The sequence below is a fragment of the Bacillus sp. EB106-06-01-XG163 genome (genome assembly GCF_058791615.1).
In genome coordinates, this window is record NZ_JBYTDS010000013.1 from 84,681 (window position 1) to 111,011 (window position 26,331).

General features: G+C 48.2%; 28 protein-coding genes. 18 read left to right on the forward strand and 10 right to left on the reverse strand.

Features of this window, described 5'->3' with window-relative positions; genetic code table 11:
- The first annotated feature begins 174 nt into the window (after positions 1-174).
- The gene (cyoE, locus tag AC3WTF_RS15190; protein ID WP_492314298.1) at positions 175-1,122 is read left to right on the forward strand and encodes a heme o synthase; all 948 of its coding nucleotides are present in this window, start codon (positions 175-177) and stop codon (positions 1,120-1,122) included.
- Between the two features lie 37 nt (positions 1,123-1,159).
- On the opposite strand, the gene AC3WTF_RS15195 is transcribed toward cyoE, so the two are convergent.
- Complete coding sequence (locus AC3WTF_RS15195) at positions 1,160-1,711, reverse strand: PadR family transcriptional regulator (RefSeq protein WP_012117104.1); 552 nt, start codon at positions 1,709-1,711, stop codon at positions 1,160-1,162.
- Between the two features lie 231 nt (positions 1,712-1,942).
- Between AC3WTF_RS15195 and AC3WTF_RS15200 the strand changes: the two genes are divergently transcribed.
- From AC3WTF_RS15200 to bstA, 5 genes are all read left to right on the forward strand, one after another.
- The gene (locus tag AC3WTF_RS15200) at positions 1,943-2,545 is read left to right on the forward strand and encodes an NAD(P)H-dependent oxidoreductase (RefSeq protein ID WP_047935460.1); all 603 of its coding nucleotides are present in this window, start codon (positions 1,943-1,945) and stop codon (positions 2,543-2,545) included.
- Positions 2,536-3,624, forward strand: coding sequence for an acyltransferase family protein (locus AC3WTF_RS15205; protein WP_046702350.1), 1,089 nt, complete (start codon positions 2,536-2,538; stop codon positions 3,622-3,624). Before AC3WTF_RS15200 ends, AC3WTF_RS15205 begins: the two co-directional genes overlap by 10 nt.
- Before the next feature lie 230 nt (positions 3,625-3,854).
- Positions 3,855-6,266 carry a PEP/pyruvate-binding domain-containing protein gene (locus AC3WTF_RS15210; RefSeq protein ID WP_129003449.1) on the forward strand — a complete coding sequence of 804 codons (2,412 nt, stop codon included), beginning with the start codon at positions 3,855-3,857 and terminating at the stop codon, positions 6,264-6,266.
- Between the two features lie 22 nt (positions 6,267-6,288).
- Entirely contained in the window at positions 6,289-6,561 is a 273-nt protein-coding gene (locus AC3WTF_RS15215) for a ribonuclease inhibitor Barstar (RefSeq protein WP_007408543.1), read from the forward strand.
- A gap of 25 nt (positions 6,562-6,586) precedes the next feature.
- Positions 6,587-7,129, forward strand: a complete 543-nt coding sequence (gene bstA, locus AC3WTF_RS15220; protein WP_047935463.1) for a bacillithiol transferase BstA — start codon at positions 6,587-6,589, stop codon at positions 7,127-7,129.
- Here the strand turns inward: bstA and AC3WTF_RS15225 are convergent.
- Both AC3WTF_RS15225 and AC3WTF_RS15230 read right to left on the reverse strand, forming a co-directional pair.
- Positions 7,089-8,681, reverse strand: coding sequence for an MFS transporter (locus AC3WTF_RS15225; protein ID WP_106080353.1), 1,593 nt, complete (start codon positions 8,679-8,681; stop codon positions 7,089-7,091). The genes bstA and AC3WTF_RS15225 overlap by 41 nt on opposite strands.
- Before the next feature lie 108 nt (positions 8,682-8,789).
- Positions 8,790-9,272: a MarR family transcriptional regulator gene (locus tag AC3WTF_RS15230; RefSeq protein ID WP_007408546.1), complete on the reverse strand. Its 483-nt coding sequence runs from the start codon at positions 9,270-9,272 to the stop codon at positions 8,790-8,792.
- 168 nt (positions 9,273-9,440) lie between these two features.
- On the opposite strand from AC3WTF_RS15230, the gene mprF reads away from it, so the two are divergent.
- The 3 genes from mprF (at position 9,441) to AC3WTF_RS15245 (ending at position 13,651) form a co-directional block, all read left to right on the forward strand.
- The gene (gene mprF / locus AC3WTF_RS15235) at positions 9,441-12,011 is read left to right on the forward strand and encodes a bifunctional lysylphosphatidylglycerol flippase/synthetase MprF (RefSeq protein WP_039062788.1); all 2,571 of its coding nucleotides are present in this window, start codon (positions 9,441-9,443) and stop codon (positions 12,009-12,011) included.
- 94 nt (positions 12,012-12,105) lie between these two features.
- Complete coding sequence (locus AC3WTF_RS15240; protein ID WP_197200195.1) at positions 12,106-12,990, forward strand: PhzF family phenazine biosynthesis isomerase; 885 nt, start codon at positions 12,106-12,108, stop codon at positions 12,988-12,990.
- 76 nt (positions 12,991-13,066) lie between these two features.
- Positions 13,067-13,651, forward strand: coding sequence for a nitroreductase family protein (locus AC3WTF_RS15245; RefSeq protein ID WP_007408549.1), 585 nt, complete (start codon positions 13,067-13,069; stop codon positions 13,649-13,651).
- A gap of 39 nt (positions 13,652-13,690) precedes the next feature.
- Here the strand turns inward: AC3WTF_RS15245 and AC3WTF_RS15250 are convergent, their stop codons facing one another.
- From AC3WTF_RS15250 to AC3WTF_RS15260, 3 genes are all read right to left on the reverse strand, one after another.
- Positions 13,691-13,882 carry a YfhD family protein gene (locus tag AC3WTF_RS15250; RefSeq protein ID WP_003155508.1) on the reverse strand — a complete coding sequence of 64 codons (192 nt, stop codon included), beginning with the start codon at positions 13,880-13,882 and terminating at the stop codon, positions 13,691-13,693.
- Positions 13,883-13,952: 70 nt separating this feature from the next.
- Positions 13,953-14,063, reverse strand: a complete 111-nt coding sequence (locus tag AC3WTF_RS15255; RefSeq protein ID WP_003155504.1) for a YfhE family protein — start codon at positions 14,061-14,063, stop codon at positions 13,953-13,955.
- Positions 14,064-14,120: 57 nt separating this feature from the next.
- The gene (locus AC3WTF_RS15260; protein ID WP_025284445.1) at positions 14,121-15,020 is read right to left on the reverse strand and encodes a TIGR01777 family oxidoreductase; all 900 of its coding nucleotides are present in this window, start codon (positions 15,018-15,020) and stop codon (positions 14,121-14,123) included.
- A gap of 91 nt (positions 15,021-15,111) precedes the next feature.
- Between AC3WTF_RS15260 and recX the strand changes: the two genes are divergently transcribed.
- From recX to AC3WTF_RS15275, 3 genes are all read left to right on the forward strand, one after another.
- Positions 15,112-15,903 carry a recombination regulator RecX gene (gene recX, locus AC3WTF_RS15265; RefSeq protein WP_012117114.1) on the forward strand — a complete coding sequence of 264 codons (792 nt, stop codon included), beginning with the start codon at positions 15,112-15,114 and terminating at the stop codon, positions 15,901-15,903.
- A gap of 6 nt (positions 15,904-15,909) precedes the next feature.
- Positions 15,910-16,224: a YfhH family protein gene (locus tag AC3WTF_RS15270; RefSeq protein WP_007408553.1), complete on the forward strand. Its 315-nt coding sequence runs from the start codon at positions 15,910-15,912 to the stop codon at positions 16,222-16,224.
- Between the two features lie 144 nt (positions 16,225-16,368).
- Positions 16,369-17,562: an MFS transporter gene (locus tag AC3WTF_RS15275; RefSeq protein WP_076982912.1), complete on the forward strand. Its 1,194-nt coding sequence runs from the start codon at positions 16,369-16,371 to the stop codon at positions 17,560-17,562.
- 39 nt (positions 17,563-17,601) lie between these two features.
- On the opposite strand, the gene AC3WTF_RS15280 is transcribed toward AC3WTF_RS15275, so the two are convergent.
- The 3 genes from AC3WTF_RS15280 to AC3WTF_RS15290 all read right to left on the reverse strand — a co-directional run bounded on the left by AC3WTF_RS15280 (position 17,602) and on the right by AC3WTF_RS15290 (position 19,162).
- Positions 17,602-17,991 (reverse strand): DUF2606 family protein, encoded by a 390-nt coding sequence (locus tag AC3WTF_RS15280; RefSeq protein ID WP_020955526.1) that lies wholly within the window; start codon positions 17,989-17,991, stop codon positions 17,602-17,604.
- Positions 17,954-18,865, reverse strand: coding sequence for a trypsin-like serine peptidase (locus AC3WTF_RS15285; RefSeq protein ID WP_020955527.1), 912 nt, complete (start codon positions 18,863-18,865; stop codon positions 17,954-17,956). The genes AC3WTF_RS15280 and AC3WTF_RS15285 overlap by 38 nt, the downstream gene beginning before the upstream one ends.
- Positions 18,866-19,009: 144 nt before the next feature.
- A complete protein-coding gene (locus AC3WTF_RS15290) occupies positions 19,010-19,162 on the reverse strand; it encodes a small, acid-soluble spore protein K (protein ID WP_003155495.1) in 153 nt (50 codons plus the stop codon).
- A 123-nt stretch (positions 19,163-19,285) separates the two neighbouring features.
- Between AC3WTF_RS15290 and AC3WTF_RS15295 the strand changes: the two genes are divergently transcribed.
- From AC3WTF_RS15295 to AC3WTF_RS15320, 6 genes are all read left to right on the forward strand, one after another.
- Positions 19,286-19,555, forward strand: coding sequence for a YfhJ family protein (locus AC3WTF_RS15295; RefSeq protein WP_003155492.1), 270 nt, complete (start codon positions 19,286-19,288; stop codon positions 19,553-19,555).
- 127 nt (positions 19,556-19,682) lie between these two features.
- Complete coding sequence (locus AC3WTF_RS15300) at positions 19,683-20,210, forward strand: SH3 domain-containing protein (protein WP_015417063.1); 528 nt, start codon at positions 19,683-19,685, stop codon at positions 20,208-20,210.
- A gap of 85 nt (positions 20,211-20,295) precedes the next feature.
- Positions 20,296-20,631 (forward strand): SdpI family protein, encoded by a 336-nt coding sequence (locus AC3WTF_RS15305; RefSeq protein ID WP_492314299.1) that lies wholly within the window; start codon positions 20,296-20,298, stop codon positions 20,629-20,631.
- Positions 20,624-21,484, forward strand: a complete 861-nt coding sequence (locus AC3WTF_RS15310) for an alpha/beta fold hydrolase (protein ID WP_020955529.1) — start codon at positions 20,624-20,626, stop codon at positions 21,482-21,484. Before AC3WTF_RS15305 ends, AC3WTF_RS15310 begins: the two co-directional genes overlap by 8 nt.
- A 210-nt stretch (positions 21,485-21,694) precedes the next feature.
- Positions 21,695-22,675 (forward strand): glycosyltransferase family 2 protein, encoded by a 981-nt coding sequence (locus AC3WTF_RS15315; protein ID WP_003155484.1) that lies wholly within the window; start codon positions 21,695-21,697, stop codon positions 22,673-22,675.
- Positions 22,676-22,711: 36 nt separating this feature from the next.
- Positions 22,712-25,297, forward strand: coding sequence for a YfhO family protein (locus AC3WTF_RS15320; RefSeq protein WP_492314300.1), 2,586 nt, complete (start codon positions 22,712-22,714; stop codon positions 25,295-25,297).
- On the opposite strand, the gene AC3WTF_RS15325 is transcribed toward AC3WTF_RS15320, so the two are convergent.
- On the reverse strand, positions 25,294-26,277 hold the full coding sequence (locus AC3WTF_RS15325) for a metal-dependent hydrolase (RefSeq protein ID WP_003155481.1): 984 nt from the start codon (positions 26,275-26,277) through the stop codon (positions 25,294-25,296). The two genes, AC3WTF_RS15320 and AC3WTF_RS15325, sit on opposite strands and share 4 nt — an antisense overlap.
- Between the last annotated feature and the right edge of the window lie 54 nt (positions 26,278-26,331).

Consider the following 26,331-nt stretch of genomic DNA (forward strand, 5'->3'; position numbering starts at 1 on the left):
CTGGATTGAAAAAGCTGTATGGGCAGACTTTGAATAGAAAAAGGCAAAAGCCGCATCCGGTCACAAGATGCGGCTTTTCATACACAATTTACAATTGTGTGAAAAATGCCCAAAATAAATTGTGCTTCCTGATTCTTCCTGATATGATAAGCCGAAAAAGGAGAACCTGAACAAATGAACTCAAATGCAGCACAGACGGAACAGCCGATGAAGCATAACGGAAACCGGGTGACGATCAAGGACTTTATCATTCTTGCCAAACCGGGGATTATCATCTCAAATTCACTCGCCGCATTGGGCGGATTTTGGATCGCGTGGCTTCAGTCGGAAAGGACGGGCGGAGGGCCCGGGATATTTGCCGCCATGGCGGTTGCCATGATCGGAACGGCGTTGGTCATGGCATCAAGCACTGTTTTTAATAACTTTTTTGACCGCGGCATGGACGCAAAAATGGCGCGAACCCGCACCCGTGCCAGCGTCACGGGAAAAATACCGCCGCCGGCCATGATCTTGTACGGCACATGTCTCGGCGCATGCGGATTCATCATGCTTGCTTCACTTAATGTACTGACCGCCGTTCTTGGCCTGCTTGCATTTTTGCTGTATGCCGTCGTTTATACGCTTTGGTTTAAAAGACAATCCGTCTGGAGCACATTTGTTGGCAGCTTTCCCGGGGCGGCTCCGCCTTTAATCGGTTATTGCGCGCTGACCGGGTACATTGATATGCCCGCGATTTTGTTATACGCGATTATGTTTTTGTGGCAGCCGCCGCATTTCTGGGCGATCGGAATCAGGCGAAAGGAAGAGTATCGTGCCGCCGGCATTCCGCTTTTGCCGATCATAAAAGGCAATCGCGCCACAAAAATAAAAATGCTGCGCTATATTGCGGTTCTGACTGCGGTTTCGCTGCTCGTTCCTCTTTATATAGACGTCAGCCCGTTTTATACCGCGTCCGCTCTCCTGCTCGGGGCCATCTGGCTGTACCGGAGCGTCAAAGGCTTTCAGGCGGCGGATGACACGCAATGGTCGAAGGGGATGTTTTTTTATTCGATTGTGTATTTCAGTCTGCTTTTTCTTATTTTAATGGCTGATTCGTTTATCAATGCGGTTCTCAGAACGTAAACAGGCGGCTTGCAGATACAGAGCCGCCCCGTTTTGTTTATGCTTTTTTGATGAGAGCCAAAATATCTTCAAGCCAGGAAATATAATTCCGTTCCCGCTCAAGCGCTTTTGTCAGCACGAGATAATGGCCGAAATCAGGAGAAGAAAATGAATCCGCCTCCGCGGACGATGTCATCAGTTCTTGATAACTGTTTTCCAGATCGGACAATTTCTCCTTCCGCTTTACGAGCTGATCGGTGAATAGCTCATCCGCTTCTTCCTGCGTCAACGCTGAGATGAAATAAGCCTTCAGCATAAATTCATCCTTCACCGTTTCCGGAATCGGGTCTTTTTTCGTCAGCCAGGCAGCAAGCTCCAGTTCTCCCTTGTCAGTCAGCGTGTACATTTTTTTCTCAAGCTTTGTTCCTTGAATCGCAGTGCGAAACGTAATAAATCCCTCAGCCGTCAGTTTTTTTAATTCCGGATAAATCTGGCTGTGCTTTGCGCTCCAAAACTGGCCGAGCTCTTCCTTAAAATAGCTCGATATATCATATCCGCTCAATTCGCCTTTTCGCAAAAGCCCTAAAATCGCGTACTTTAAAATTCTCATGTTGTCCTCCAAGCCATTCATTTGACAGCTAGTATACCATACGGCCGCTCAAAAACGCAGAAGTGCCGGATGCTTGTCATTGAATCTGCGGCGGCAAAATCAGCAAAAATATGCAGAAAGGGGTTATCGAAACGGCAGCAGAACTGGAAAAAGCCTTTCTCATGTCTTTGCCTCATTCATATGACAACATGATATAATCATTGTAAAAATTAAGAAATAATGGAGGGACATATGAAGACGGTGATTGTGTATGCAAACCCGGATGAGAACAGTTTCAATGCGGCTCTCGTAAAATACGTCATCATGGCTTTAAAGGACAGCGGCCAAAGCTATACGGTCATTGACTTATACGCCGACCAATTTGATCCCGTGCTGAAGTACGGCGGCGAAAAAAAGCGCTCTGACATGAACCGGGACGCTGAAACGAAGAAATACCGGAAACTGATGAAAGAAGCGGATCATCTCATTTTCATCTACCCGCTGTGGTGGGGAGGCGTTCCGGCGATTATGAAAGGCTTTTTTGACAGAGTGCTTGTCGCCGGAGAAGCCTACACATATGAAAAAGGCCGCGTAAAAGGACTGCTCCGGGCAGAGACGGCACAGGTCTTTTATACGGCGGATTCCCCGGGCTGGTACTTAAAGTGGTTCCGGAAAAACTCGGACTGGATTACGCTGAAAAAAGGCATTCTGCAATTTTGCGGCATTCAAAAAGCCGAGCGGAACCTTTTTTCTGTCGTCAAAACGAGCACACCCGAGCTGCGGGAAAAATGGCTGCGCCAAGCATACGCTAAAGTCCGGCGCGCTTGTGAAAAAGGAGCGGCCGCATGCAGATAAAAGAAATTTTTGTGATTCGCTGCCTGTCCTGTTTAAGTGTGGTTCTGCTTCACGTAGTTTCAATGGTGCTGATGATTCAGGAAGAGTCCTTAGCCAGTGCCGCCCATACGGTTGATGCTTTTCGGACCCTGTTGATGTTCAGCACGCCGGCGTTTATCTTTATTTCGGAATTTCTGCTTGCCAGGTCATACCCGGGAGGCGTTCCCGCGGGTTTTTTAAAGAAAAGGGGCAAAGTCATTTTCGTGCCGTTTCTGTTTATTGCCGCGGTGGATGCCATTTTAATGAAAAGCGTGGCGGAAGAAGGAGCCGGCTTCGTTTCAGTGATCGGTAAATTTTTAGAGAATGTGTTTTTAGGAAACTTCATCGGCTACTTCATTCTTGTGATCTTTCAATTTTACATTCTCCATATGCTGCTGCACCGCTGGCTGAACAACACATCTCCCATGTGGGTGCTGTCTGTTTCGTTTATCATCAACGCCGTCTATCTGGCTTACTTTTCCATCTTTCATCCGCCGGCATCATCGGGGCTTGATTCTATTTTTCCGTTCTTTTGGGTTCCGTTTCCGGGCTGGGTGTTTTATTTCTGTCTGGCATTTTATTGCGGAAAGGAATATCCGCGTTTTTTATCGCTCATCAATCAGTACCGTTATGCGGTTTACTTCAGTGCGGCCGTATCGGCAATATTGATTGTGGCCGTTTCATATATCAGCGGCGGCTCCATTTCCTCTAAGCGTCCGGATATTATGATTTACGCGGTCAGTATGATCTTTCTGTGTTTTCATCTGTTTTCAAAGCTCAAAAAAGTGCCCGCGATTGTGATGATGATCAGCAACTATTCGTTTTCAATCTATCTGCTGCACTCCTACTTTTTAATCAGCGGATATCTTCTGGAAGGCTATTTGCGATCAATGCCTTTAGCGGCTGCCATCCTTCTTTTATTTTTGATCTGCACGCTCGGTCCCATTTTCTTATCTTGGGTGTGCAACCATTTCAGATACGGATACCTGTTTGTCGGGAAAGTGTATCAGCCGAAGCAGACCAAAAGAAATACGGCGGCGCATCAAGGCCGCACAGTCTGAAAAAAAGGCGGCGTTTCGGCCGCCTTTTTGATACGGAAGTTGACATAACCTGCAAACGAAACCCCCCGCTGCGGCCGTTTTGACGGATGCATTTATGACAACATAACGCCATCGATTTTCTCCCTTGTGAAGACCGATATATTGTATACTTATAGGAAATACTTTCAAAAAAAGTGAAAAAGAGAAAAACTGTGAGCTTGGATGAACGACTAAAAAGGAGCGGGGACATTATGAATGACTGTGTCAAAACATTCGGAGAACTTCCGGACGAACTTTATTCCTTTGCGGGAGGAAAAGGAAGCATTCTCTCTAAAATGTATCAAAGCGGGTATCCTGTGCCTGAAGGGTTTGTGATTTTGCCGTCTGCCTTTCAGGACGGACAGCTGCGCCATCAGGCGAGAGAGGCTATTGATCAATATGTGAAATCCATCCGCAGCCGCCATGCATCTGCGTTGTTTGCCGTACGCTCATCCGCGCTGAGCGAGGATTCAGCTCAGGCTTCCTTTGCCGGAGAATTCGATACGGTGTTGAATGTCAAAACAGATCAAGACATGTCCAGGGCGATTGATGAAGTCCGCCGATCGGCACAGTCAGAAAGGGTGAAAGCGTACAGCGCCGTTCAGGGAATGGAAGATGAGCATGAAATCGCAATCGTCATCCAGCTGATGATACCGTCTGAGATATCCGGAGTGCTGTTTACCGCAGATCCGATTACGGGGAGCAGGCGGGAGATGACAGGCAATTACGTCTACGGTCTCGGGGAGCAGCTCGTTTCCGGGGAAGCCGATGCCTATTCTTTTAAACTGGCACGGCCCAAGAAAAAATATGACGGCCCCGGGGAATTTCGCAAATATGCGTCAAAGCTCTATAAACTGGCGAAAAAGCTGGAAAAAGATCTTGGAGGGCCGCAGGATATTGAATGGGCCGCCGCGGGCGGGACATTGTATATTCTTCAATCCCGCCCGATTACGACCTTACAGGCCGGAAATCTGGAAACCTATGAATGGAATGATTCTTTCAGCGGGGATTTTTTATGGACAAACACAAATATAGGAGAAGCGATTCCCGATGTGATGACGCCGCTGACATGGTCGCTCCTCCGGAATCTGGATGAAGAGTCGGGCATCATTCCGGGTTATTATGTCTGGTCCGGCAATATTTGCGGCAGAGCCTATAACAATATGAGCCAGCCTCTTTCCGTTCTCGCCGCTTTCGGTCTGAATCCGAAAGGCGGAAAAATAGGAAAAATGATGAGCGATACATTGGGAGAAATCCCGGCGGAAATGAAGATTCCTTTATATCCGTTCTCAAAGTATGAACTTTTGAAGATCATCTCGAAAAAACTGAAACCGTATCTGTCGAAAATGAAGCTCGCGAAAAAAAACATGTCCTCCTACTTGGACGAATCGCCGGAGTGGTGCCGGAATATTGAGGAAAAGCTGAAACGGGCCGAAACGGAGCGGGCATTATTAGCGATATGGAACAATGAGATCTATCCGTATTTATGCAACGCGTGGTTTGCGTTAATATCCGGCGGGCGTGATTCTGCGCAATCCTCTTCGTCGTTAACCTCTCAATTAACAAAACTCGCAGGGATAGAAGATGCGAATCTCCTGCTGTCCAATCTGAGGGGAAAAGGCGGACTGGCCAGCCTGGAGCCGATTATCGGCATTGATCAAGTCATGAAAGGCCGTATGAGCGAGGAAGAATATCTCAGGAACCAAGGCCACCGTGGCCCGCATGAATACGAACTTTCCATACCGCATCCGGGAGAAAACCGGGATTGGCTGACGAAGCAGATCAAAGAACACAAGGAGTCGGGTATTGATGCCGAACAATTGCTTTTGAAACAGCAGCGGGCGCATGAACAGGCCTTCCGAAGATTTGAAGAAAAGTTTCCTCATAAGGTCAAATGGCTCAAAGCCAAAATGGAAAAAGCGTCAGAATACGCGAATATGAGAGAGACAACCAGATCCGAATTTGTCAGGGTGTACCGGACAGCCAGAGCATTCGCGCTCAGAGCGGCGGAAATGACCGGCATGAAGGACGATATTTTCTTCTTGTATCTGCATGAAATAACCGATCTGCTCGCGGGGAAAGAGCCGGCGGTTGCGTCAATTCAAGCGAGAAAGCAAAACTATGAAACCTATAAAAAACTGCCGCCGTTCCCATCCGTTATTAACGGAAGGTTCAATCCGTTTAAATGGGCTGAAGATCCTGACAGAAGAGCGGATTATTACGATGCTTTTATGCCGGCGGAAACTGATGATGCGCATACTTTAAAAGGTTTCGCGGGAGCGGCCGGGAGAGTGGAGGGCATTGTCCGTGTCCTTGATGCTCCGGAAGACGGGGATTCTTTTGCGGCGGGGGAAATTTTAGTGACTTCGACAACCAATGTAGGCTGGACCCCGCTTTTTCCAAGAGCGGCTGCTATCATAACGGACGTCGGCGCCCCTTTGTCCCACGCGGCGATCGTTGCCCGGGAACTGGGAATTCCTGCCGTTGTCGGGTGCGGAAATGCAACGTCAAAACTGAAAACGGGGGACAGGGTGGCCGTTGACGGCGGGCAAGGCATTGTCCAGCTGGAACCGCGGCAGACTCCGGTCACTTCTGAAGAGGAAAATGGTAAACTGATAGAATAAAAACATGGGAAAGGAGCCGCGCATGAATAAAGCAGTTATTAACGGGGAGCAAATCAGAAGTATGAGCGACCTGCACCAGACATTGAAAAAGGAACTTGCCCTTCCCGAATACTACGGTGAAAACCTTGACGCTTTATGGGATTGTCTGACCGGCTGGGTGGAATACCCCCTCGTTTTAGAATGGAGACAGTTTGAACAAAGCAAGCAGCTTACAGAAAATGGCGCCGAGAGTGTGCTTCAGGTCTTTCGTGAAGCGAAAGCGGAAGGCTGCGACATCACCATCATACTTTCATAATACGATCAACGGGAGAGAGACAAAAATGGAAAAACAAATCCTCAGCTATCCGATTGGAGAGTATCAGCCGGCTGAATCGATTTCGGCCGGACAGAAACAAGAATGGATCAATACGCTCGAACACGCTCCGGCCAAACTGAAACAAGCTGTCAGAGCGATGTCGGACAGTCAGCTTGATACGCCGTACCGCGAAGGGGGATGGACTGTCCGCCAAGTGGTTCACCATCTGGCGGACAGCCACATGAACGGCTATACCCGGTTTAAATTGAGCTTAACGGAGAATGAACCGGAAATCCGTCCTTATGATGAAAAAGGCTGGGCCGATCTTCATGATTCCAAAACCGCCGCTTGCGGGGATGCGCTTGAGCTGTTAACGATCCTGCACAGAAGATGGGCCGCTCTTTTGCGCTCCATGACGGAAGCCCAATTCAAACGGACATACTTCCATCCTGTATCTAAAGAGACGGTTACGCTGGAACAAGCGCTCGGACTATATGTCTGGCACTCTGAACATCACATCGCTCATATTACTGAGCTTTCCCGGAGGATGGGCTGGCATCTGTCTTAGAGGGTGCCGGCTTTCGGAAAAACGCCAAAACAGCCGCAGATACAATCGTGCATAATGAAATGACGGCGGCTGCCGTATAAAGATGGTGGTAGCCGCTGGCAATGCCCGCTTCAATCGCATCAGAAACCGCTTTTTTGACAGCGGGAACGGGGATTCGGCTCACTTGCTCCTGCAACGAAGAAAGTCCGCCGCCGATATCCGGCGTTTGCGCCTGATCAGCGGGAATGCCGCTTTTCGCTAAACGGTTTTTGATGTCATCTCCGATCCGGTCAAAGCCCGCTGTAATGAAGCCGGCATATAAAGCCGGAGCGAGCGTCAGCCCGACCTGCCTTACGAGTGACAGCGTGCCGAGCGCTGTTCCTTTGTTTTGGCCCGCCGTTTCTGATACAAGCACATTCAGCGGAGCCCCGAGCAGAAATCCGAAACCGATCCCCGCAATGACACTAGATGTAACAAATTCCCATTTATCCGTCACCCATAACGGAAACAGGCTGAAGCCTGCAAATGCGATGGCGCCTGATACAACCGCGGAAAAGACCGGCCCTTTTTTATCCGTGATCGCCCCGCCGAGCCACGCTCCGATGCCTGACGCCAAAGCGAGCGGCGTCATCCAATAACCCGCTTTCTCCGCCGATACGTGCAAATATTGCTCCGCATAAGAAGGAATAAAAATGACCGCAGCGAGCAGCCCTCCCGATAAAAATCCGATGACGAGCGTCCATTGAAACACTTTATTTTGCAGCAGCGAGTAGGCGAGAATCGGATCGCCCCCTCGGTTTTCAACCCGCTTTTCGACCTTAAGCAGCACCAGAAAGAGAAGTGCAGCTCCCAAAAGATACCCGTATACCTTTACGTCCATTATGCTTTCTGACAGCTTCGCCCCATCGAGATTCGTGATACCGATCATGCAAGATAAGATCGCAAGAGACAGCAGCATTGTGCCGGCGAGGTCAAGCCGTTTCGCCTCAGGCTCTTTCGTTTCAGCGATAAACAAACCGCCGCACACAACCAAAGCGGCGGCAATCGGCAGGTTAATCAAGAACAGCCAATGCCACGATCCGGTTACATCAAGCAAAAAGCTCCCGATATTCGGTCCGAGGACGGCCGCCATACCGTTCATCGCCCCTAAAAGCCCGAGAGCTTTCCCCTGTTTCTCCTTCGGAAGCACGGCCAGCACATGCGAACTCCCGATAATAAAAATTCCGCCGCCGCCAAGCGCCTGAATGAGCCGTGCCGCCAAAAACATCGGGAAGCTCTGACTGAGTGCGACAAGCAAAGAGCCGAGTCCGAACAGCCCGACTTCAATCATAAACAGCTTTTTCCGCCCGTATCGGTCCGACAGCTTGCCGACAATCGGCACACTGACACTGAGTCCCAATGTGTAAAGGGTCACTCCCCACGATCCCCATGAAGGAGAAACATCAAAAGAGCTGTTAATCGTCGTCAGAGCAGCGGAAATAATTCCGTTGTCCAGCGCCGCCATGAACACACCGATCGTAAAGAGAGTGATGGCCCGGCTCTGGTTTTTTTCTGTTTGCAATGGCTCCGGCATACTGATCAATCCTTCCGTTTTTAATTCACTTCGAATATATTATTCACTTCAAGTGAATTAAATGTCAAACAAAAAAAGGCCGCCGATACCGGCAGGCCTTTTTCATCTCTATCCCTGTTTGGAAGAATCAAGCGCTCTTGCCAAAATGGAAAGCCCTTGATTGACCGTTTGTTTTTCTTCAGCGGTCAGTGTTTCCAATGAACGCTTCAATTTTACATGTCCTTTTTGATAAAGGCTGCGGAAAATATCTTTCGCGTTTTCCGTTAATTGAACGACGACTGAACGGCGGTCTTCTTCTGACGGAGCGCGTGTAATGAAACATGATTTTTCTAAACGGTCAAGCAGCCCCGTCGTATTTGAAAGGGAAGCGCCCATTTTCTCCGCTATGTCACTCACCTTAAGCGTCCCGTGGTTGTTCAGAAGCATCAGCACTTTCATTTGCGGCATGCTCATATCAAGCTTCATCCACTCCGACACATCGCCGAGCCCCGCCGATGTCATCACTTTCATGTACAGCACCCAAATATCCCGTTCCTCAGGAGAAAAAATATCGCCGCTTAATACTGTTGTATCATGCAGATTATAATCCATCGTCTCACTTCCTCATTTATACTCCTGCATACCATATTACTGATTTTAATCAGAGAAAGAAAGTTGCAGACGAGTTTTGTTTGAATGTGAGGTGGTAGTGTATAATATGTTGGAGATTATTGGGGGAATTATAATAAATAAGCTATTTTATGATGATTGGAGAGAACATTGCTGACTAAAAAGAATGCCTTATCGATATTAAAAGTATTATTTCCTATTGCAGTTTTGCTTTTAGTCATTTATCAGTCCAAAAAGGAATTGACAGACCTTTCTTTTAAACGAACGCTGTACATTATTAACGGGATTGAGCGTTACGATTTATTTATTCTCGTTCTGCTCGGCCTTCTTGCCGTCAGCGCAATGTCCTTTTATGACTTTGTGCTGAAACGGACGCTTCGCCTCAACATTCCGAATTGGAAAGTATTCAGGGTCTCTTTTATCGCCAATTCCTTTAACAATGTCCTTGGATTCGGCGGTCTGGCGGGTGTCGGGCTGCGGACGATGCTTTACAAAGAACATACGAATGACGTAAAACGCCTCGTCGCAGGCATCGCCTGGCTTACGTCCTCAGCGCTGCTCGGGCTGTCCGTCTTCAGTATCCTGACCATCGCCCGCGTTCTGCCGGTTGGAGAGATTACAGGTGAGAAACCGTGGCTGTGGGCTGTTATCGCCGGAGTGGCGCTTATTGTGCCGGCAGCCTTAATCGCCGCTGGGATCAACAATAAAAAAGCTGGCGCAGAAGACGGTGAAGCAAAACCGAGGCATCCGGTTTTTTCTTACATCGGGGCATCGTTTGCTGAATGGTTTGCGGCGGCTGTCGTCATGTATTATTCCCTGTACGTCATGGGAATTCACGCGGATGTCCGCCATGTATTCGGTGTATTTGCCATTGCCGCTATCGGGGGAATCATCAGTCTTGTGCCGGGAGGATTCGGTTCGTTTGACCTTCTGTTTCTGCTCGGCATGCAGAATATGGGCTTTCCGCAGGAGGCGGTTGTGACATCCATCGTCATCTACCGGATTGTGTATTCATTTATTCCGTTTGTGTTCGGGCTGTTCTTTGCGGCTGGCGATTTAACGGAAAATACGCTTAAACGGCTGGAATCAAATCCGAAGATGGCGCCTGCTGTGGAAACGACGAACGTGCTTCTCGTATTCCAGCGCGCTATCTTAATCAGGGTGCTTTACGGTTCGCTGTCGCTTTTGGTTTTCATGGCGGGAGTCGTCGTGCTGGCGTCCGTCGCCCTGCCGATTGACAGGGAGACGGTCATCCCGCATATTCCGCGCCCGGCGCTCCTTGCGTTTAACGCGTTATCGTTAAGCGCGGCTTTGATTCTTTTAATCTTGCCGATTGAATTATACAAACGGACGAAACGTTCTTATTCAATGGCGGTTGCCGCGCTGGTCGGCGGTTTTGTGTTCAGTTTCTTAAAAGGATTGAACATCAGCGCGATCTTTATTCTGCCTGTCGTCATCGTATTGCTTGTGCTGTTAAAGCGGCAGTTTATCAGAGAGCAGGCTTCGTATACGCTCGGCCAGATGATTTTTGCGGCCGCTCTGTTTATTATCGCCTTGTTTAACTACAATCTCATTGCCGGCTTTATCTGGGATAAAATGAATCGGCTCTTGCGCCACGACTATTTCGTTCATAACAATTCGCACATTACATATGCCACGATGACGGCTATTATTGTTGTGCCGCTGTTTTTCCTTTTGTTTACGTTCTTTTATCATAAAAGATCGAAGCCGATCGGAGAAAAGGCCGATCCTGAACGGCTGAAGTCCTTTTTGGCGGAAGAAGGCGGAAACGCGCTCAGCCATCTCGGCTTTCTCGGGGATAAGCGGTTTTATTTCTCAAGCGACGGCAAAGCGCTTTTATTGTTCAGCCAGATTTCCAGAAGGCTTGTCGTGCTCGGTGATCCGTCAGGACAGAGAGACTCTTTTCCGCTTGTGATTGAGGAATTTCTGAATGAAGCGCATAAGCAGGGGCTGAGTGTCATGTTTTATCAGATCGAACGTGAAGATCTGGCGCTGTACCATGACTTCGGCTATAACTTCTTCAAGCTTGGAGAAGAAGCGTTCGTGGATATGGAGGCCTTTACGCTCTCAGGTAAGAAAAAAGCGGGGCTGCGGGCGATTAACAACAAATTTGACCGCGAAGGCTACACATTTCATGTCGGGGAACCGCCGTTTTCCTCCGAGTTTATCGCCAAGCTGAAAGACATTTCGGACGAATGGCTCGGACCGAAAAAAGAGAAAGGTTTTTCTCTCGGTTTCTTCGACTGGGATTATTTGGAACAGGCGCCGATTGCTTACGTGAAAGACGCGGAAGGGGAGATCATCGCTTTTGCCAACCTGATGCCGATGTATCAGGAAGGCGAGATATCCGTCGACTTGATGCGTTATCGGAAAAGCGCGCCGAACGGTATTATGGACGCGCTTTTTATCCGTCTGTTTCTCTGGGCGCAGGAAAAAGGCTATACTACCTTCAATATGGGCATGGCGCCTTTGTCAAACGTAGGAACGGCTTTTACATCTTTCTGGTCGGAAAGAATCGCGGCCGTCATCTTCAACAACGTCCGGTATATGTACAGCTTCAGCGGGCTGCGGGCCTTTAAAGAAAAATACAAACCGGAGTGGCGCGGGAAATACTTGGCGTACCGCAAAAACAGATCGCTGTCCGTCACGATGATTCTCGTCACCCGCCTGATCGGAAAAACCAAAAAAAGACGCCGTTAAAAGGCGTCTTTTTTTTCGAAGAATTAACTAAAAATTCTAATTTCACTCTGTTATACTGAATAACATGATCATAAGGTGAAAGGAAGGCTGATGAATGAAACAGGCAACCGTGTTTAAATATGAAGCGTTTTCCAATATTCCTGATTTGGGAAATCCCGCGGGAATCGTCTTTAACGGAGATGATTATTCAGATAAAGAGATGCAGATGATCGCCGAAATGGCAGGGTACAATGAAACCTCATTTCTCTGCAAAAGCGGAGAAGCCGATCTGCGCATCCGCTATTTTACACCCGGCCACGAAATGAATTTATGCGGACATGCTACCGTCGCCTCTCTTTACGCATTAATTGAAAAGGGAAGGCTTCAGGCTGATCAGACATATCAAATTGAAACAAAAGCCGGCATTCTTCCCGCAAAAGCCGCTGAACGAAACGGCCGGGTATACATCACACTCGAACAGGCTCCCCCGCAATTTCTGCCGTTTACGGGCGACAAAGTGAAGCTTGCCGCCTCGCTCGGGATTACGGCTGAGGATTTTCACAGCGGGCTGCCGATTGTTTACGGATCAACGGGGATCTGGACACTGATTGTTCCGCTGAGATCACTTAAAGCATCACGGAATATGGTGCCGGACAACGCACAATTTCCCGCTATTTTGCGCGATCTTCCGAAAGCGAGCGTTCATCCGTTTTCTCTGGAAACCGTTCATCCGGAAAGTGATATGCACGGACGCCATTTTTCTTCCCCTTTCTCCGGAACGACCGAAGATCCCGTCACGGGAACCGCTTCAGGCGTCATGGCAGCCTATATGCAGCAATACGGAGGCTCCGAAGCCGAATGCCTCACGATTGAACAAGGCCAGGAAATCGGGAAAGACGGAAAAGTGGAAATCAGGATCGCGGAGGAAAACGGAGAGATGAACATCAAGATGACGGGAACGGCCGTGTATGCCGAAACAATCAATTTTCAGCTTCCGTAACGGTTTACAAAAGCCGGTCGTATCCGTTATATTATAAATGATAATCATTTTCATTTGGATAGGAAGGTGAATCGGCATGCCGAAAACCGAACAATTACAGCAAAACGAAAGTCTTGCACATACAATCAGAAACAGAAGATCCATCCGGTCGTTTAAACCGGAAACCGTACCTTCTGAAGTCATATTAGATATGCTTGAAACGGCCGTTTACGCACCGAACCACAGACTGACGGAGCCATGGCGTTTTATCTACGCAGCAAGCGAAGCGGGAAAAGCAAAGCTTGCGGACAGCTACGTCTCATTTTTCAAAAAGATAAAAGATGATTTCAACGAGGAAAAAGAGCGGAACATGAGAAAAAACCTCAGCGCCGTTCCGGGATTTTTACTGGTCGTCTTAAAAGAAGATGAAAATGAATTTACGAGAAACGATGATTTCGCGGCGCTGAGCGGCATGATTCAAAACCTTCAGCTTCTCGCACATGAAAACGGCATCGGCATGGTCTGGAAAAGCGGCCGCATTATGTATGACAAACAGGTGCACCAAGACTTCGGCCTTGCTGACAATGAGCGCTTTGCCGCCATCATTCAAACGGGCTATCCGGATGAACAGCCTAAGGCGAAAGAACGGACGCCGGCAAAAAGCCTGTTTACCGAACTGTAAAAAAAATCCCCGTCTCTATACAGAGGCGGGGATTTCGTATTAGCGGGTTTTGCTTTTAGCTCTGTTGTCAGCGGCTTTCATCCGCGCCTGCGCTTCACGGTCAGCGGAATCAGCAAGCTCGCTTGAATATTCCTCATATGTGCCGTCTGTTTCGCGTTTCAAAGCATCCGGAACTTGAGGAAGTTTTTGTTTGTTTTTATCACGGTTTTTGTGAGTATGATTTCTGCCCATATCAATCGCCCCCTGAAAAAAGTGATATCAAACAAACATAGTATCTGCCCAATCCCGATCTTTATTCAGTTTATTTCCGTTTGGCTGCTCTTTCCGCTTTTTTGAATTCACCGGAATAAAGGACTTCCTGCATTTTTTTCAGATTGGCTCCCTGCTGATGTTTTTCGCGCTTCTTTTCCATAAAAGAAGACCCTCCTTCAAAACAGAATACCAATAGGATTGGCTTTTATTTCCGTTTTTATGCAGATAAGAGATCCTTTAAAGCGGAATCAAGTTCTTCATACGTAAATTGAAAACCGGATGTCAGCGCCTGCTTAGGCAGGGCGCGCTGGCCTTTTACGATCAGCAGGCTCATTTCTCCCAAGGCCTTCTCCAGAAAAAGTTCCGGTACGGGAATCCAATGGGGGCGGTGCAGGACGCCTGCGATCGTTTTTCCGAATTGCTTCATTTCCACGGGGTTCGGCGATGTCACATTCATGGGACCGGACAAGTCATCATGCTCCGCCGCAAAAGCGATAAGTTCCGCGGCGTCATCCACATGAACCCATGACAGCCACTGCCGTCCAGAGCCGATGGTGCCGCCGGCTAACAGTTTATAAGGGAGAACCATGAGCGGCAGGGCGCCTTTTTCACCGAGCATCACCCCGAATCTGGCATATACCGTCCGGATGCCGAGCGCTTCAATTTTCTGGCCTTCACGTTCCCACATATGAGCCGTATGACTGAGAAAATCTTCATTTGACGTATCGGACTGTTCGGTGAACGTTTTTTCTGTGCTTGTGCCGTAAATGCCGACGGCGCTGGCCTGAATCAAAGCCCGGGGTTTTTTCGGCTGCTGCTTCATAATCCGTCTGACTTCTCTCGTCGCTTCTATTCTGCTTGAGATGATTTGTTCCTTCGTTGTGTCCGTCCAGCGGTCAAAGATGGATTTGCCGGCGAGGTTCACCCATACATCAATAGGGGGAAGCTCGCGCTCAGGCGCCGCGTTTTCGGCCAGCCATTGAACATATGTCACATTTTTTTGTTCGGTTTCTCTCTGTTTTCTTGATAAAATATAGACATGATGTCCCCGGCGGGTAAACACACCTGTCAGATGCCGGCCCAGAAAACCAGTGCCGCCTGTCATCGCGATATTCATATCCATCTCTCCTTACACGTTGATACATATACTGTACCTCATTTGCCAAAAAGAAAAACGCCTGAACATCGGGGCGGGAAAGGAGACCGGGATGCCGTTTATTACAAAAATATCGACCCAAAAGAAAAATACCGAGCGCTTCAACATCTTTCTTGATGAGAAATATGCATTCAGCGTCGACGCCGACGTGCTTGTGCGTTTTGACCTGAAAAAAGGGAAAGAACTGGACGAGCTTGACATTCTTGAAATCCAGTACGGCGATGATGTGAAAAAAGCCTTTAACCGCGCCGTAGAATTTTTATCTTACCGGATGCGCTCTGAAAAAGAAGTCCGGGATCATCTGAAGAAAAAAGAAACGCCGGACATGGTCATTTCTGAAGTCATCCATAAACTGTACGATTACCGCTACTTAAATGACAAAGAATTTGCCGAAGCTTATGCGAGCACCCACAAAAAAACAAACGGCAAAGGCCCTGACGTCCTGTTCCGCGAGCTGAAAGCGAAAGGAATAGACGACGATACCATCAAGGAGACGCTCAGTGCGTTTACATTTGATGAGCAGATACAAGAAGCGCTGAAACATATCGGCAAAATCCTGAAAAAAGACAAAAAGCTGTCCACAAAAGAGATCAGACAGCGGGCGCAGATGCAGCTTCAGCGAAAAGGTTTCCCTTTCGACGTCATCAATGCCGCTCTGGAGCAGACGGAGTATGAAAATGATGATGAAGCCGAGATGGAAGCTCTGAAGGCTCATGCGGAAAAAGCGATCAGGAAATACCGCTATGACGGCAGCTATGAAAGCGGAATGAAGGTCAAACAGTACTTATTCAGAAAAGGATTCTCGATTGACGATATTGATCAATTCTTGCAGGAAGAGGAGTAAACTGAAATGGACAAACGATACAGTCAAATGACGCCTCATGAACTACAGACAGAAATTGCGGGACTGACGGAAAAAGCGCGAAAAGCGGAACAGATGGGCATTGTAAATGAACTGGCCGTGCTTGAACGGAAAATTACGATGGCCAAAGCTTACATGCTGAACCCGGAAGACTTTCGGCCCGGCGGGGTGTATCAGATAGAAGGTTCTGATGACACTTTCCGCATTGATTACATCAACGGCGTATTCGCCTGGGGACACAGATCTTCCCCGTCTGACGGGGAAGAAGCACTGCCGATTTCCGTTTTAAAAGAAAAAAAATAACAAAAGAGGCCGGTTCCGGCCTCTTTTTCTTTTCGGGCACATTCGTTTCAACCTTTCAGTAAAAAATGATTGAATTCATTTTTGATATCTTTTAAGATGGAATTCGTTGTTTTTTTAATAAAAAGGAGGCGATTTGCGTTGAATATCAAAATGAAACAGCCATCAGTGAAATTAATGATTTTTGTTTTAATGATTTGCACATTTTCCATCGGGTATACGGAATATGCTGTCATGGGTATTCTGACGTCGATTGCCGATGACTTTCATATACATGTATCTTCAGCGGGCATGCTTGTTACGGCGTACGCGGCAAGCGTCTGCCTGACAGGCCCGATCGTAACCATTATCGCGGTTAAGCTGCCGAGAAAGCCGGTGCTGCTAGGGTTAATGGGCATCTTCGTCCTTGCCAACCTGATGAGCGTCTTTGCGCCAAACTTCGCCGTGCTGGCGATTTCCAGAATTTTATCCGCATCCATCCACGGAGCTTTTTTTGCGATCGCCATGGTGTTTGCGAGTGAAATGGTGCCGCCTGAAAAACGTTCCGCCGCCGCGGCTTCCATGAACGGCGGATTAACCGTGGCGCTGATGCTCGGTGTCCCGTTCGGCTCTTATTTAGGAGATGCCCTTAACTGGCGGGCCGTCTTTTTCATTATTTCCGTTTTAGGCATGATCGGGCTGATCGGACTGATGCTGGTCGTACCGAACCGGAAACCGAAAGTGATTCCGATGCTGATGAATGAATGGAGTGTCTTTAAGCATAAGCAAGTGATTTTTTCCTTTGCGATCACCATTCTCGGCTACTCAGGCGTATTTATCGCTTACACGTTTATTGAGCCGATTTTAAGAGATTCAGCGGGGTTCGGCACAGTCGGCATTACAGGCGCATTATTTGCCTACGGTCTCGGCGGAGTGGCGGGGAATTTCTTCGCGGGGAAAGTGCCGCTCAAACTGCTGACACGCACGATGATCGGTGTGATGATCGGCTTGATCGGCGTCTTGGCGATTTTCCCTTATATCGCTGTTTTTCCCGCCGCCGCCGTTTCAGCGACATTTTTGTTCGGCGCATGTGCGTTCGGCACGCCGCCGCTTTTGCAGACCAAGGTTATTTCTTCCTCAGAAAACGGCACGACAATCGCCGCTGCGGTGAGCGTTTCCGCCTTTAACCTGGCAAACGCGCTCGGCGCCTGGATCGGCGGATTGATTCTCGGGGGAACGGGATCCTACTCATGGCTGTTTGCCGGCGGTGCGCTGATGACGGCTCTCGGCCTTGTGCTTTCCACGTTCGCTCATCTGTCTGAGAAGAAAGATGTTTATGATTACCAAGTGCATAAAGGATAACAAAAAGCTTGCAGGGGATATTCCGCCTGCAAGCTTTTTTCAGTGTTTCAATGTAATGCTGATCACCGTATGTTTATCACTCTCAGCTAAGGACATATTCCGGGTTTCCGGTACTCCGTCTTTTTCAAAAACGACGGCATAGGTTCCTTTCGCGCCGCTTTTCCATGCAATCTCGCCGTGGTGATCAGTCTTGCCTATTATCTCTCCGCGGTCTATATTCGGCTGATGATCTGACTCCGCCGCTTTCATCACGGTGACCGTCACACCGACCGCCGGTGAACCGTCTGCATCCTCAACATGGAGCGTAACGGGCAATGCTTTTTTGGCGGCGGAATCATCCGCTTTGCCGCATCCGCATAAAACGGCCGCGGCGAGAAAGAAAACAAAAGCTTTATTGATTTGACCAATATTGAATGTTGTCGAATACACTGTTTGTCACCCTTGTTCCCAGATTGTAAGACGACCCGCCGTTTGTATGAATCGCAATGGCGGTCTGGCCGGTGTCGCTGTAATTGCGGTAAACGGGCGATCCGCTCTGGCAGCCGTACGTATCTGTCGTATAAGTGAGTTTATATGTCTCGGCAGAACGAATCGGCTTGCTGTCCGACCACATGGAACCGGACACTTTGTCGCACGGATATCCTGTCACGGTTGAGGAAAGCCCGGCCGGACTGGAACTGTTGGTCGTCCGGTAGCCGTACCAGCCGACAGTATTCCCGGGCGACCCGTTTACTTTGATTGCGCCGTAGTCGTAGTTTGTGTCACCGTTTTCTGTCCACCCTTTGACACTGTAGAATGTCTTGCCTGAATAAGAGCCGTACGGGTACGATGATCCGTTGCGGCCCGGAGCTGCCGTAATTTTCGATGCCCAGCCGTTTTTCTGGTCATACACGCAATGTCCCGCCGTAACGATCGTGTCGGCATTGACAAAAAAACCGGTGCATCCGTAGGTGCTTGTGCTGCCGCTGTATGTAACGGTCAGCTGTGCTGTCGCTCGATATGGAAATGATGTTGTAGGAGAAATTCTGATTCGTTCGTCTGTCCCAATAATACTGGAAGGCTTTAATGACTTGATGTCAGCTTTGCTGTTTTGTGCAAGCTGTCTTTTGGTGAGGCCCGTTCCTTCATAAGCGGGGGATGTCTGTGTTGTTTGTACAGGCTGATTCTGATGTGCGTCAAACTCCTCACCGCTGTTTGATACAGATGTCTGCGGGCTGCCCGCTGCTTCAGCTGAAACAGCAAATAATGAAACTGACAGTAAGAATGCGGTAAGGCTCAGCAATCGTTGTGAAACTGTCTTCATTTTATAAAACCCCTCCTTTTTTGTCTACCGGCTTTCGTTTTAACATTTAACATATTATGGAATTTATTTAGCGTTATGACCGCAAAAGGATGTTTTTTTCCGCAAAAAAAAGACCGGGTCATTCCCGGTCTCTTACGGTGTGTGTTATCGTCTGCCTGAAGCTCTCATGCGCTCTTGCGGGTGCGAATTAATTGAACCGTCCGCCCGTTTAGAAGCGTAGTCATCCTTTGCCCGCGGTTCGCCTTCAAACTTATTATTGTTCTGATTAGGAAATCCTTTTGCCTTGTTCCGGACCATTTGTTTTCCCCCTCGGCCAATATCAAAAGGTTGCGCCTTCTGGACTGAAGACGTAAAGTTAGTATATGCCTGTGACAAGCTGCGTAAAAGCAGCAGGTTTTCCCAAGGAAAGGAGACAGAGACATGAATACATATATCGACAAACTGACGAATTTGCTGCTTGAGAAAAATGACATGCTCAGCTATTTGCAAGCGCGAACTTGGGTTGAGCTTTTATGGGGAGATTTCGAAGCGACTTACGCAAAAGCCGGCCGCCCGTATCAAGGAGAGCAAATGACGGAACGCGTCGTCAAGGAATGGATCGAATCATACGGCAGTAAGCTCCATATGTTCCAGAGCGTTCGGGAAGACGTTTCTCATTATTTGGATCAAAGCAGGGGTCTCCTGCATTAACATAGCAGTGCACCCGCCGGATATCGTCCGGCGGTTTTTTTTATAAAAGAAATAGGAAAATCATGTTTGGCGACCGGCGGAATGTGGAAATGTGTAATAACTTATAAAATAGCGGGGAGGAACCACAATGAACATGAAAAAGGGGTTAACCGCATTTATTCCGGCCGCAGGACTTTGCTTATTTTTAGCCGCAGGCACCGTTTTTTTCGATCCGGCAGCGAATGCCGCAGCAGTTCACCAGACAAAAATAGACACCGCAGCAGATACATATATCGTGAAAGCAGGAGAACTTAACGTCCGCAAAGAACCAAATAAACAAGGGTCGATTATCGGCACGCTTCGTTCAGAGGATTCCGTAAAGGTTAAACGGCTTCAAGGAGCAGATTGGGCTGAGATTGACTACAAAGGGCACAAAGCCTATATTTCCACGCATTTTCTGATGAAGCAGCCGGTGAAGGCGGTGACCGCGAAACAAACCGCTTTTTATACGCCGACTTTGGAAACCGGCAAAAAAGGGTCCGTTAAAGCGGGTGAAACCGTCAATGTGCTCGGCTGGGGGTTCAGCCATGACGGAGGGTTTGACCGTAAATGGGCGTACGTCACATACGGCGGGAAAGCAGGTTATGTGAAAACGGCCGACTTAACTCAAAAATAAAGATTCAGGCAGGCGAATGAGCCTGCTTTTTTTCTGAAACCTTCCGCCTTTCCTTTCGTAAAAGATGAAAAGGAGAGTGAGGGATATGATAATGGTGATCGGCGGCCTTCTGATGGCTGCGGCCGGCATTTTAGTCACATTTTTTCCGCCGAAGTCGATCAACAGCCTGTACGGATATCGGACGAAGCGCTCTATGGCGGATGAGTCGCAGTGGAAAGAAGGCAATCGATTCAGTGCGCTTCTCATGATTTTGTTCGGCCTTTTATCGGCGGCAGCTGGATTTGCGGGCAGCCTGCTTATCCAGCTGACTCAGCCGTTCGCCCTGATCGTTCAGGCCGTACTGTTGATTGCGATCAGCGTACTGATCATCGTCTTAACAGAAAGAAGATTGAAACAAACGGGGAGGAGAATCGATGAATGACATTACGTTTCACATGATCGAAACAAACGGAGTGACGCTGCACACGGCTTCAGCCGGTCCGAAAGACGGTCCTTTGGCGGTGCTGCTGCACGGGTTTCCGGAATTCTGGTACGGCTGGAAGAGTCAGATCAAACCGCTGGCGGATGCCGGATACCATGTTGTCGTGCCTGATCAGCGCGGCTATAATCTCAGTGACAAACCGGAGGGCATTGAAAACTATACCATTGATACGCTCAGAGACGACATTATCGGGCTGATCACGCATTTTACAGATGACAAAGCCGTCGTCATCGGCCACGATTGGGGAGGAGCCGTGGCCTGGCATTTGGCATCCACGCGGCCGCAATACGTTGAAAAATTGATCACGGTCAATATCCCGCACCCGGCGGTTATGCGGAAGGTCACACCGTTCTACCCGCCGCAGTGGAAGAAAAGCTCTTATATCGCTTTCTTTCAGCTTCCGGAAAAGCCGGAACGGAGATTGTCTGAAGACAATTACCGCGTATTGGATCACGCGATCGGCTTATCCGAACGACCGGCGCTTTTTTCACGGGAAGATGTCGACAGCTACAAAGAAGCTTGGGGCAGAAAAGGAGCGCTTACGGCGATGCTGAACTGGTACCGGGCGATCAGAGCCGGCGGTTTAGGCCCTGCCGTTCCGCTTAAAATGCCCGTTCCGTACCGATTAATATGGGGCGTCAATGACCGAGCGCTGAGCAAAAAGCTCGCCAAGGAAACAAAACGGATGATTCCAAACGGCGACTTAATCTTCATAGATGATGCCTCACATTGGGTCATTCACGAAAAACCGCGCATTGTCAGCCATTTGATTCATGAATACCTTCAGCAATAAAGTCTGTCCCGCGTACAGACTTTTTCTTTTTTTTCTCATATCTGCCGAAAAACATGACAAAATATAAACCATATGCAGAAAAAATTTTCTTTCCCTGTAACAAAAAAAGGGTTTAAACGTCATTAAAAAAAGGAAAAGCCTTACTGAAGTTTTGCGGACAATTCCTTTAAGGCCGTCCTAAAAAAAGAATAATACAAAGAAGGTGCCTTCATGAAACAAAGGTTAATCTCAATTATTATTCCGTCTTACAATGAAGGGAACAACGTCAAGCTCATTCATGAATCTTTAAAAAAAGAGTTTCAGACGATTCATTATGACTATGAAATTTTCTACATCAATGACGGAAGCGCGGATGACACCCTTCAGCAGATTAAAGAACTGGCCGCCAGAAACCATCGCGTCAAATACATATCTTTTTCCCGCAACTTCGGGAAAGAAGCGGCCATTTTGGCAGGATTTGAACACGTGCAGGGCGAAGCGGTAATCGTGATGGACGCCGATCTGCAGCATCCGACCCATCTGCTGAAAGACTTCATTCAGGGCTATGAAGAAGGGTATGACCAAGTCATCGCGCAACGCAACCGAAAAGGGGACAGCCCCGTGCGTTCCGTGCTTTCTTCCCTGTATTATAAATTTATCAACAAAGCCGTCGAAGTGGACCTGCGTGACGGGGTCGGAGATTTCCGCCTGCTGAGCCGGCAGGCTGTTGATGCCCTTTTGAAGCTGAGTGAAGGGAACCGTTTCTCGAAAGGGCTGTTCTGCTGGATCGGGTTTGACCAGAAAATCGTGTTTTATGAAAATGTCGAAAGGAAGAACGGCACGTCCAAATGGTCATTCAGCAATCTGTTCAACTACGGAATGGACGGTGTCGTCTCCTTCAACAACAAGCCCCTGAGGGTTTGCTTTTTCACCGGTATTCTGATATTGCTTCTGTCGATGGTTTATATTGTAACGACCTTTGTTCATATTCTGACACACGGCGTGTCCGTACCCGGATACTTCACCATTATTTCCGCCGTGCTGTTTTTAGGGGGCATCCAGCTTTTGAGTCTCGGCATCATCGGAGAATACATCGGCCGGATTTACTATGAAACAAAAAAACGCCCGCACTATTTAATTAAAGAAGCGAATATAACATACGGAGAACAAAATGAAACGAATTATACAAAAAAGCGCAAGTGGAACCATTAAACAGCCGCCGCTGTGCGCAGGGTCTGGGGACGTTGTATGAAAAAAAACAAATGGATCTTGCCGGCAGCCTGTGTGCTGGCTGCGGCAGCCGCTCATATTTTTTTCTTAAAAGAGTGGTCGGCAGGCCGCTATATGACGGGGTCTGGAGACGGGATCGCCCAAATGGCGGTCTTCAAAAAGCTGCTGTTTGATCAATATATGAACGGCAGGCTGTTTTACAGCTATTCGTTCGGACTGGGCGGGGGCGTGTACAGTCAGCTCGGCTATTATTTCTCTACTTCTTTTCTATTCCTGTTTATCTCCGCCGCTGTCCGCTTTTTGCAGCTTATTCAGCTGACGGGTGAGGCTGATGCGCTGTTTTGGGCGCAGGCCTCCGTTTTTATCAGCATTGTCAAGCAGAGTTTTATCATATTCACGGCAGCGTGTGTGTTCCGTTATTTCGTTAAACGGACGGTGCCTGCTTTTGCCGGCGCCGTGTTGTACGGGGTCTCAATTATTTACTTCCGGCATGAGGTATATTGGGACTTTTTCACTGACAGTATGGTGTGGCTGCCGTTGCTTGTGTTGGGCGCGGAAAAAATCATCCGGGAAAAAAAGCCGGCGTGGTTTATCTTCGCCTGTGCGCTGACATTGATCAACAACTTTTATTTTGCGTATATTAATCTGATTTTCATCGGCGTTTATATCTTATTCAGGTGGGTGATCCCCCTTGAAGGCAATGAGGCGGAAAGGCTCACTCAATGCAGGATATTTATTCTGTCGGGCCTTCTCGGGTTCGGCATAAGCGCAGTTTCCTTTATTCCTGTCGTATACGGATACCTTCATAATCTGCGGCCTCCGTATTCAGAGCATATTGCATGGCTTGATTTTTCCGACAACATTTTATTTTCTAGCCGGATAATCATCCTGCCGGCGGCTTTTTTGCTTTTTCTATTTACATTTACTTTATACAAAAACCGCTTGTTCCGGCTGTTTGCGGGAATCAGTCTGCTGTATATTCTGTTTCACTTCAGTCCGTTCGCGGCAAGTGCCTTTAACGGTTTTTCAGCTCCGCAGAACAGGTTTGAATACGTCCTGTGCTTCACGATTGCCGGAACGGTTTCAGCCGGGCTTTCTAAGCTTTCAGACATCAGCATGAAGAGTATGCTGATGTCCGCCGTACTCGTCGTTCTGCTCTATTGGAGCCAGGTGAGGCGGTACAGTCTGGATATTTCTGATCACGCCAACCTGCCCGTCATCCTTCTTCTGGTGCTGAGCATAGCCGCTTTCTTTGCAGCAAAGACAAGACTGAAAGGCGCGGTGCCCGCCGTCTATGCCGTCATTTTGCTTACGGCTGTGCTTACGGCTAATACATATGAAAAATATGCTTTATCAGAAGGCGGGAAGATTTATACGGTATCGCATACTTTTATGACGGGTGCTGACTATAAAGGCAAAGAGCAATCAGAGCTCATTCAGCGTCTGAAAGAAAAAGACCCTGATCCGTTTGCCCGTTTAGATTGGATGAACGGTGTCTTCAATAACACCCCGATCATATACGGATTCAACGGATTCAGCGTATACTCAAGCATACTGAACCGCAATCTGCTGTCCTTTTACTGGAACGACCTCCAGATTGACATGGGCAGAGAAAGCGTCAGCCGCTATGCGACATTAGGAAACAGGGCTAATTTATACAGCCTGCTTTACGGAAAATATTATATGACGGAAAAAACAAACGAGGCCGGCGTGCCGTACGGGTTCAAAAAAATCATGGAATCAACCCATTATGCGGTTTATCAAAATCAATATATGCTTCCGTTCGTACGGACAGCCGATCGCGTATATAACGAGGGCGGCCTGAAAAAAGCGCCCGCCCTTGCCAGGGAGCGGGCAATGCTTGACGGGATCGTCATGGAATCAAGCACAACCAACACGAAAAAAGCGCCTGAGGCGAAAAATATGATCCGCCATGCAGAGGTAGCGGCCGAACATGGCGATTATCATAACGGCATCCTGACGGTAAACGAAGACGGCGGCGGCCTGATCATTACGCCGCAAGCCGCTAAGATGGACGGCGGCGATTATTACGTCAGCTTTTATTTGAAGAATAAAGCGAAGGACCAGGGCTTTACTTTAAAAGTGAACGATTACACGACAACGAGAAAATCGAATCAATCCATTTACAAAACAGGTGTCAACGATCTTACTGTCAGAGTGCCGAATACAAAAAACATCCAAATCCGTCTGCCGAAAGGATCGTATCAGCTTGACAGACTGGCGCTTTATGAAGAACGGTACGATATGTTGAAAAGCGCATACCGAAAAGCGGAAAAAGAACCGCGGGCCGATCTAAGCTGGCGGGGAAATACGCTTCAAATCTCGTATGATAACAAAACCCGCGCGCCGTATATCATGCTTCCGATTCCATATGAAAAAGGCTGGGAGCTGAAGATAAACGGCAGAAAAAAGCAGATTGAAAAAGCGGATTATTCCTTTATTGGATTTAAAGCACAAAAAGGAAAAAACGATATTCAATTAACGTATTACCCGCCGTTTTTTAAACCCGCGGCCGCTCTATCGGTGATCAGCCTCGTGTTTGCGGCTATATATGTGAGAAGACAAAAAAAGCCCGGCTCTTAAACAGAGCCGAGCTTTAATTTTTTCTGCAATTTTTCCTCGCTGAAAATCCAGCCCGTGTAAGAAGAGAGAAGCTCTAAATCATGACTGAGGTGGACGATGGCGACAAAAGGATAGTGGCCTTTGCTCCGGTAGCGCAAATCAATAAAGCGCACCTCATAATGATCTTTAAAGGTATCGACCTCCCACCTGTAAACGGGGGAAAATGAAAGAAAGGCTGCAATATTTTCGTCCTGTTTCGCGGCCTTCATCACATCGGTTTCCGGAACGGGCACGCGGTTGAATGTATCCAATATCACGACATGGCCGTCAAGGCTTCTGCCGACATAAAAGGCATGCGCCGTCGTCACGGCGATACGCCACTGCCTGAATTTCATCGTCGGCGAAATAATGATGGTTTCAATCTCCTCTTCAATCATTTCGCGCAGCCTTCGCTTTATCCGCAGCTGCATCAAAAACCGGACGGCGTAATATCCTGCGAGGATGATATAAAGCATCAGAAATGTCACGCCCGGATGACCTCCGATATACCACACGGCAATCGCGGCCAAATGGCTGACGAAAATAAACGGATCAAAGGTATTGATTAAACCGAGAGCGATCCATTTTCTCGAAAATGGGCGGATAGCCTGCGTGCCGTACGCGTTAAAAATGTCAACAAACACATGCAACACGACAGCGAGGAGCGTCCACAGCCACAGGTGCAAAAAGTTCGCTTCCGGATAAAACATAAACAAAATACCCGGAATCAGAACGGACCAAAATAAAACGGCGGGAATGGAGTGCGTGAACCCTCTATGATTTCGAATATAAACGGCATTATTTTTCAGCTTCAATATGGTATCAATATCAGGTGCCTGAGAGCCGGCAAGAGCGGCGATCATAACTGCCTGAGACATGGGGGTGTGCATGCCGACGGCAGGATCAAGAGTTGCGATTCCGCCAAGCGCGATACCCATGACAACGTGAGTGCCAGTATCCATTGTTGACCTCCTAGCAGGCGTTAACAATCAGTCGCCCGCATATTTCGCATTATA

Excerpts from the sequence above, each read along its gene's own strand:
- AC3WTF_RS15305 (WP_492314299.1), top strand. The coding sequence starts at position 20,296 with ATGATAATGGTGATCGGCGGCCTTCTGATGGCTGCGGCCGGCATTTTA.
- AC3WTF_RS15215 (WP_007408543.1), top strand. The coding sequence starts at position 6,289 with ATGAATAAAGCAGTTATTAACGGGGAGCAAATCAGAAGTATGAGCGAC.
- cyoE (WP_492314298.1), top strand. The coding sequence starts at position 175 with ATGAACTCAAATGCAGCACAGACGGAACAGCCGATGAAGCATAACGGA.
- recX (WP_012117114.1), top strand. The coding sequence starts at position 15,112 with ATGCCGTTTATTACAAAAATATCGACCCAAAAGAAAAATACCGAGCGC.
- AC3WTF_RS15300 (WP_015417063.1), top strand. The coding sequence starts at position 19,683 with ATGAACATGAAAAAGGGGTTAACCGCATTTATTCCGGCCGCAGGACTT.
- AC3WTF_RS15290 (WP_003155495.1), bottom strand. The coding sequence starts at position 19,162 with ATGGTCCGGAACAAGGCAAAAGGATTTCCTAATCAGAACAATAATAAG.
- AC3WTF_RS15260 (WP_025284445.1), bottom strand. The coding sequence starts at position 15,020 with ATGAATATCGCGATGACAGGCGGCACTGGTTTTCTGGGCCGGCATCTG.
- AC3WTF_RS15255 (WP_003155504.1), bottom strand. The coding sequence starts at position 14,063 with ATGGAAAAGAAGCGCGAAAAACATCAGCAGGGAGCCAATCTGAAAAAA.
- AC3WTF_RS15205 (WP_046702350.1), top strand. The coding sequence starts at position 2,536 with ATGCAGATAAAAGAAATTTTTGTGATTCGCTGCCTGTCCTGTTTAAGT.
- AC3WTF_RS15245 (WP_007408549.1), top strand. The coding sequence starts at position 13,067 with ATGCCGAAAACCGAACAATTACAGCAAAACGAAAGTCTTGCACATACA.
- AC3WTF_RS15225 (WP_106080353.1), bottom strand. The coding sequence starts at position 8,681 with ATGCCGGAGCCATTGCAAACAGAAAAAAACCAGAGCCGGGCCATCACT.
- AC3WTF_RS15200 (WP_047935460.1), top strand. The coding sequence starts at position 1,943 with ATGAAGACGGTGATTGTGTATGCAAACCCGGATGAGAACAGTTTCAAT.
- AC3WTF_RS15270 (WP_007408553.1), top strand. The coding sequence starts at position 15,910 with ATGGACAAACGATACAGTCAAATGACGCCTCATGAACTACAGACAGAA.
- AC3WTF_RS15250 (WP_003155508.1), bottom strand. The coding sequence starts at position 13,882 with ATGGGCAGAAATCATACTCACAAAAACCGTGATAAAAACAAACAAAAA.
- AC3WTF_RS15315 (WP_003155484.1), top strand. The coding sequence starts at position 21,695 with ATGAAACAAAGGTTAATCTCAATTATTATTCCGTCTTACAATGAAGGG.
- AC3WTF_RS15325 (WP_003155481.1), bottom strand. The coding sequence starts at position 26,277 with ATGGATACTGGCACTCACGTTGTCATGGGTATCGCGCTTGGCGGAATC.
- AC3WTF_RS15210 (WP_129003449.1), top strand. The coding sequence starts at position 3,855 with ATGAATGACTGTGTCAAAACATTCGGAGAACTTCCGGACGAACTTTAT.
- AC3WTF_RS15310 (WP_020955529.1), top strand. The coding sequence starts at position 20,624 with ATGAATGACATTACGTTTCACATGATCGAAACAAACGGAGTGACGCTG.
- AC3WTF_RS15195 (WP_012117104.1), bottom strand. The coding sequence starts at position 1,711 with ATGAGAATTTTAAAGTACGCGATTTTAGGGCTTTTGCGAAAAGGCGAA.
- AC3WTF_RS15285 (WP_020955527.1), bottom strand. The coding sequence starts at position 18,865 with ATGAAGACAGTTTCACAACGATTGCTGAGCCTTACCGCATTCTTACTG.
- AC3WTF_RS15295 (WP_003155492.1), top strand. The coding sequence starts at position 19,286 with ATGAATACATATATCGACAAACTGACGAATTTGCTGCTTGAGAAAAAT.
- bstA (WP_047935463.1), top strand. The coding sequence starts at position 6,587 with ATGGAAAAACAAATCCTCAGCTATCCGATTGGAGAGTATCAGCCGGCT.
- AC3WTF_RS15240 (WP_197200195.1), top strand. The coding sequence starts at position 12,106 with ATGAAACAGGCAACCGTGTTTAAATATGAAGCGTTTTCCAATATTCCT.
- AC3WTF_RS15320 (WP_492314300.1), top strand. The coding sequence starts at position 22,712 with ATGAAAAAAAACAAATGGATCTTGCCGGCAGCCTGTGTGCTGGCTGCG.
- AC3WTF_RS15230 (WP_007408546.1), bottom strand. The coding sequence starts at position 9,272 with ATGGATTATAATCTGCATGATACAACAGTATTAAGCGGCGATATTTTT.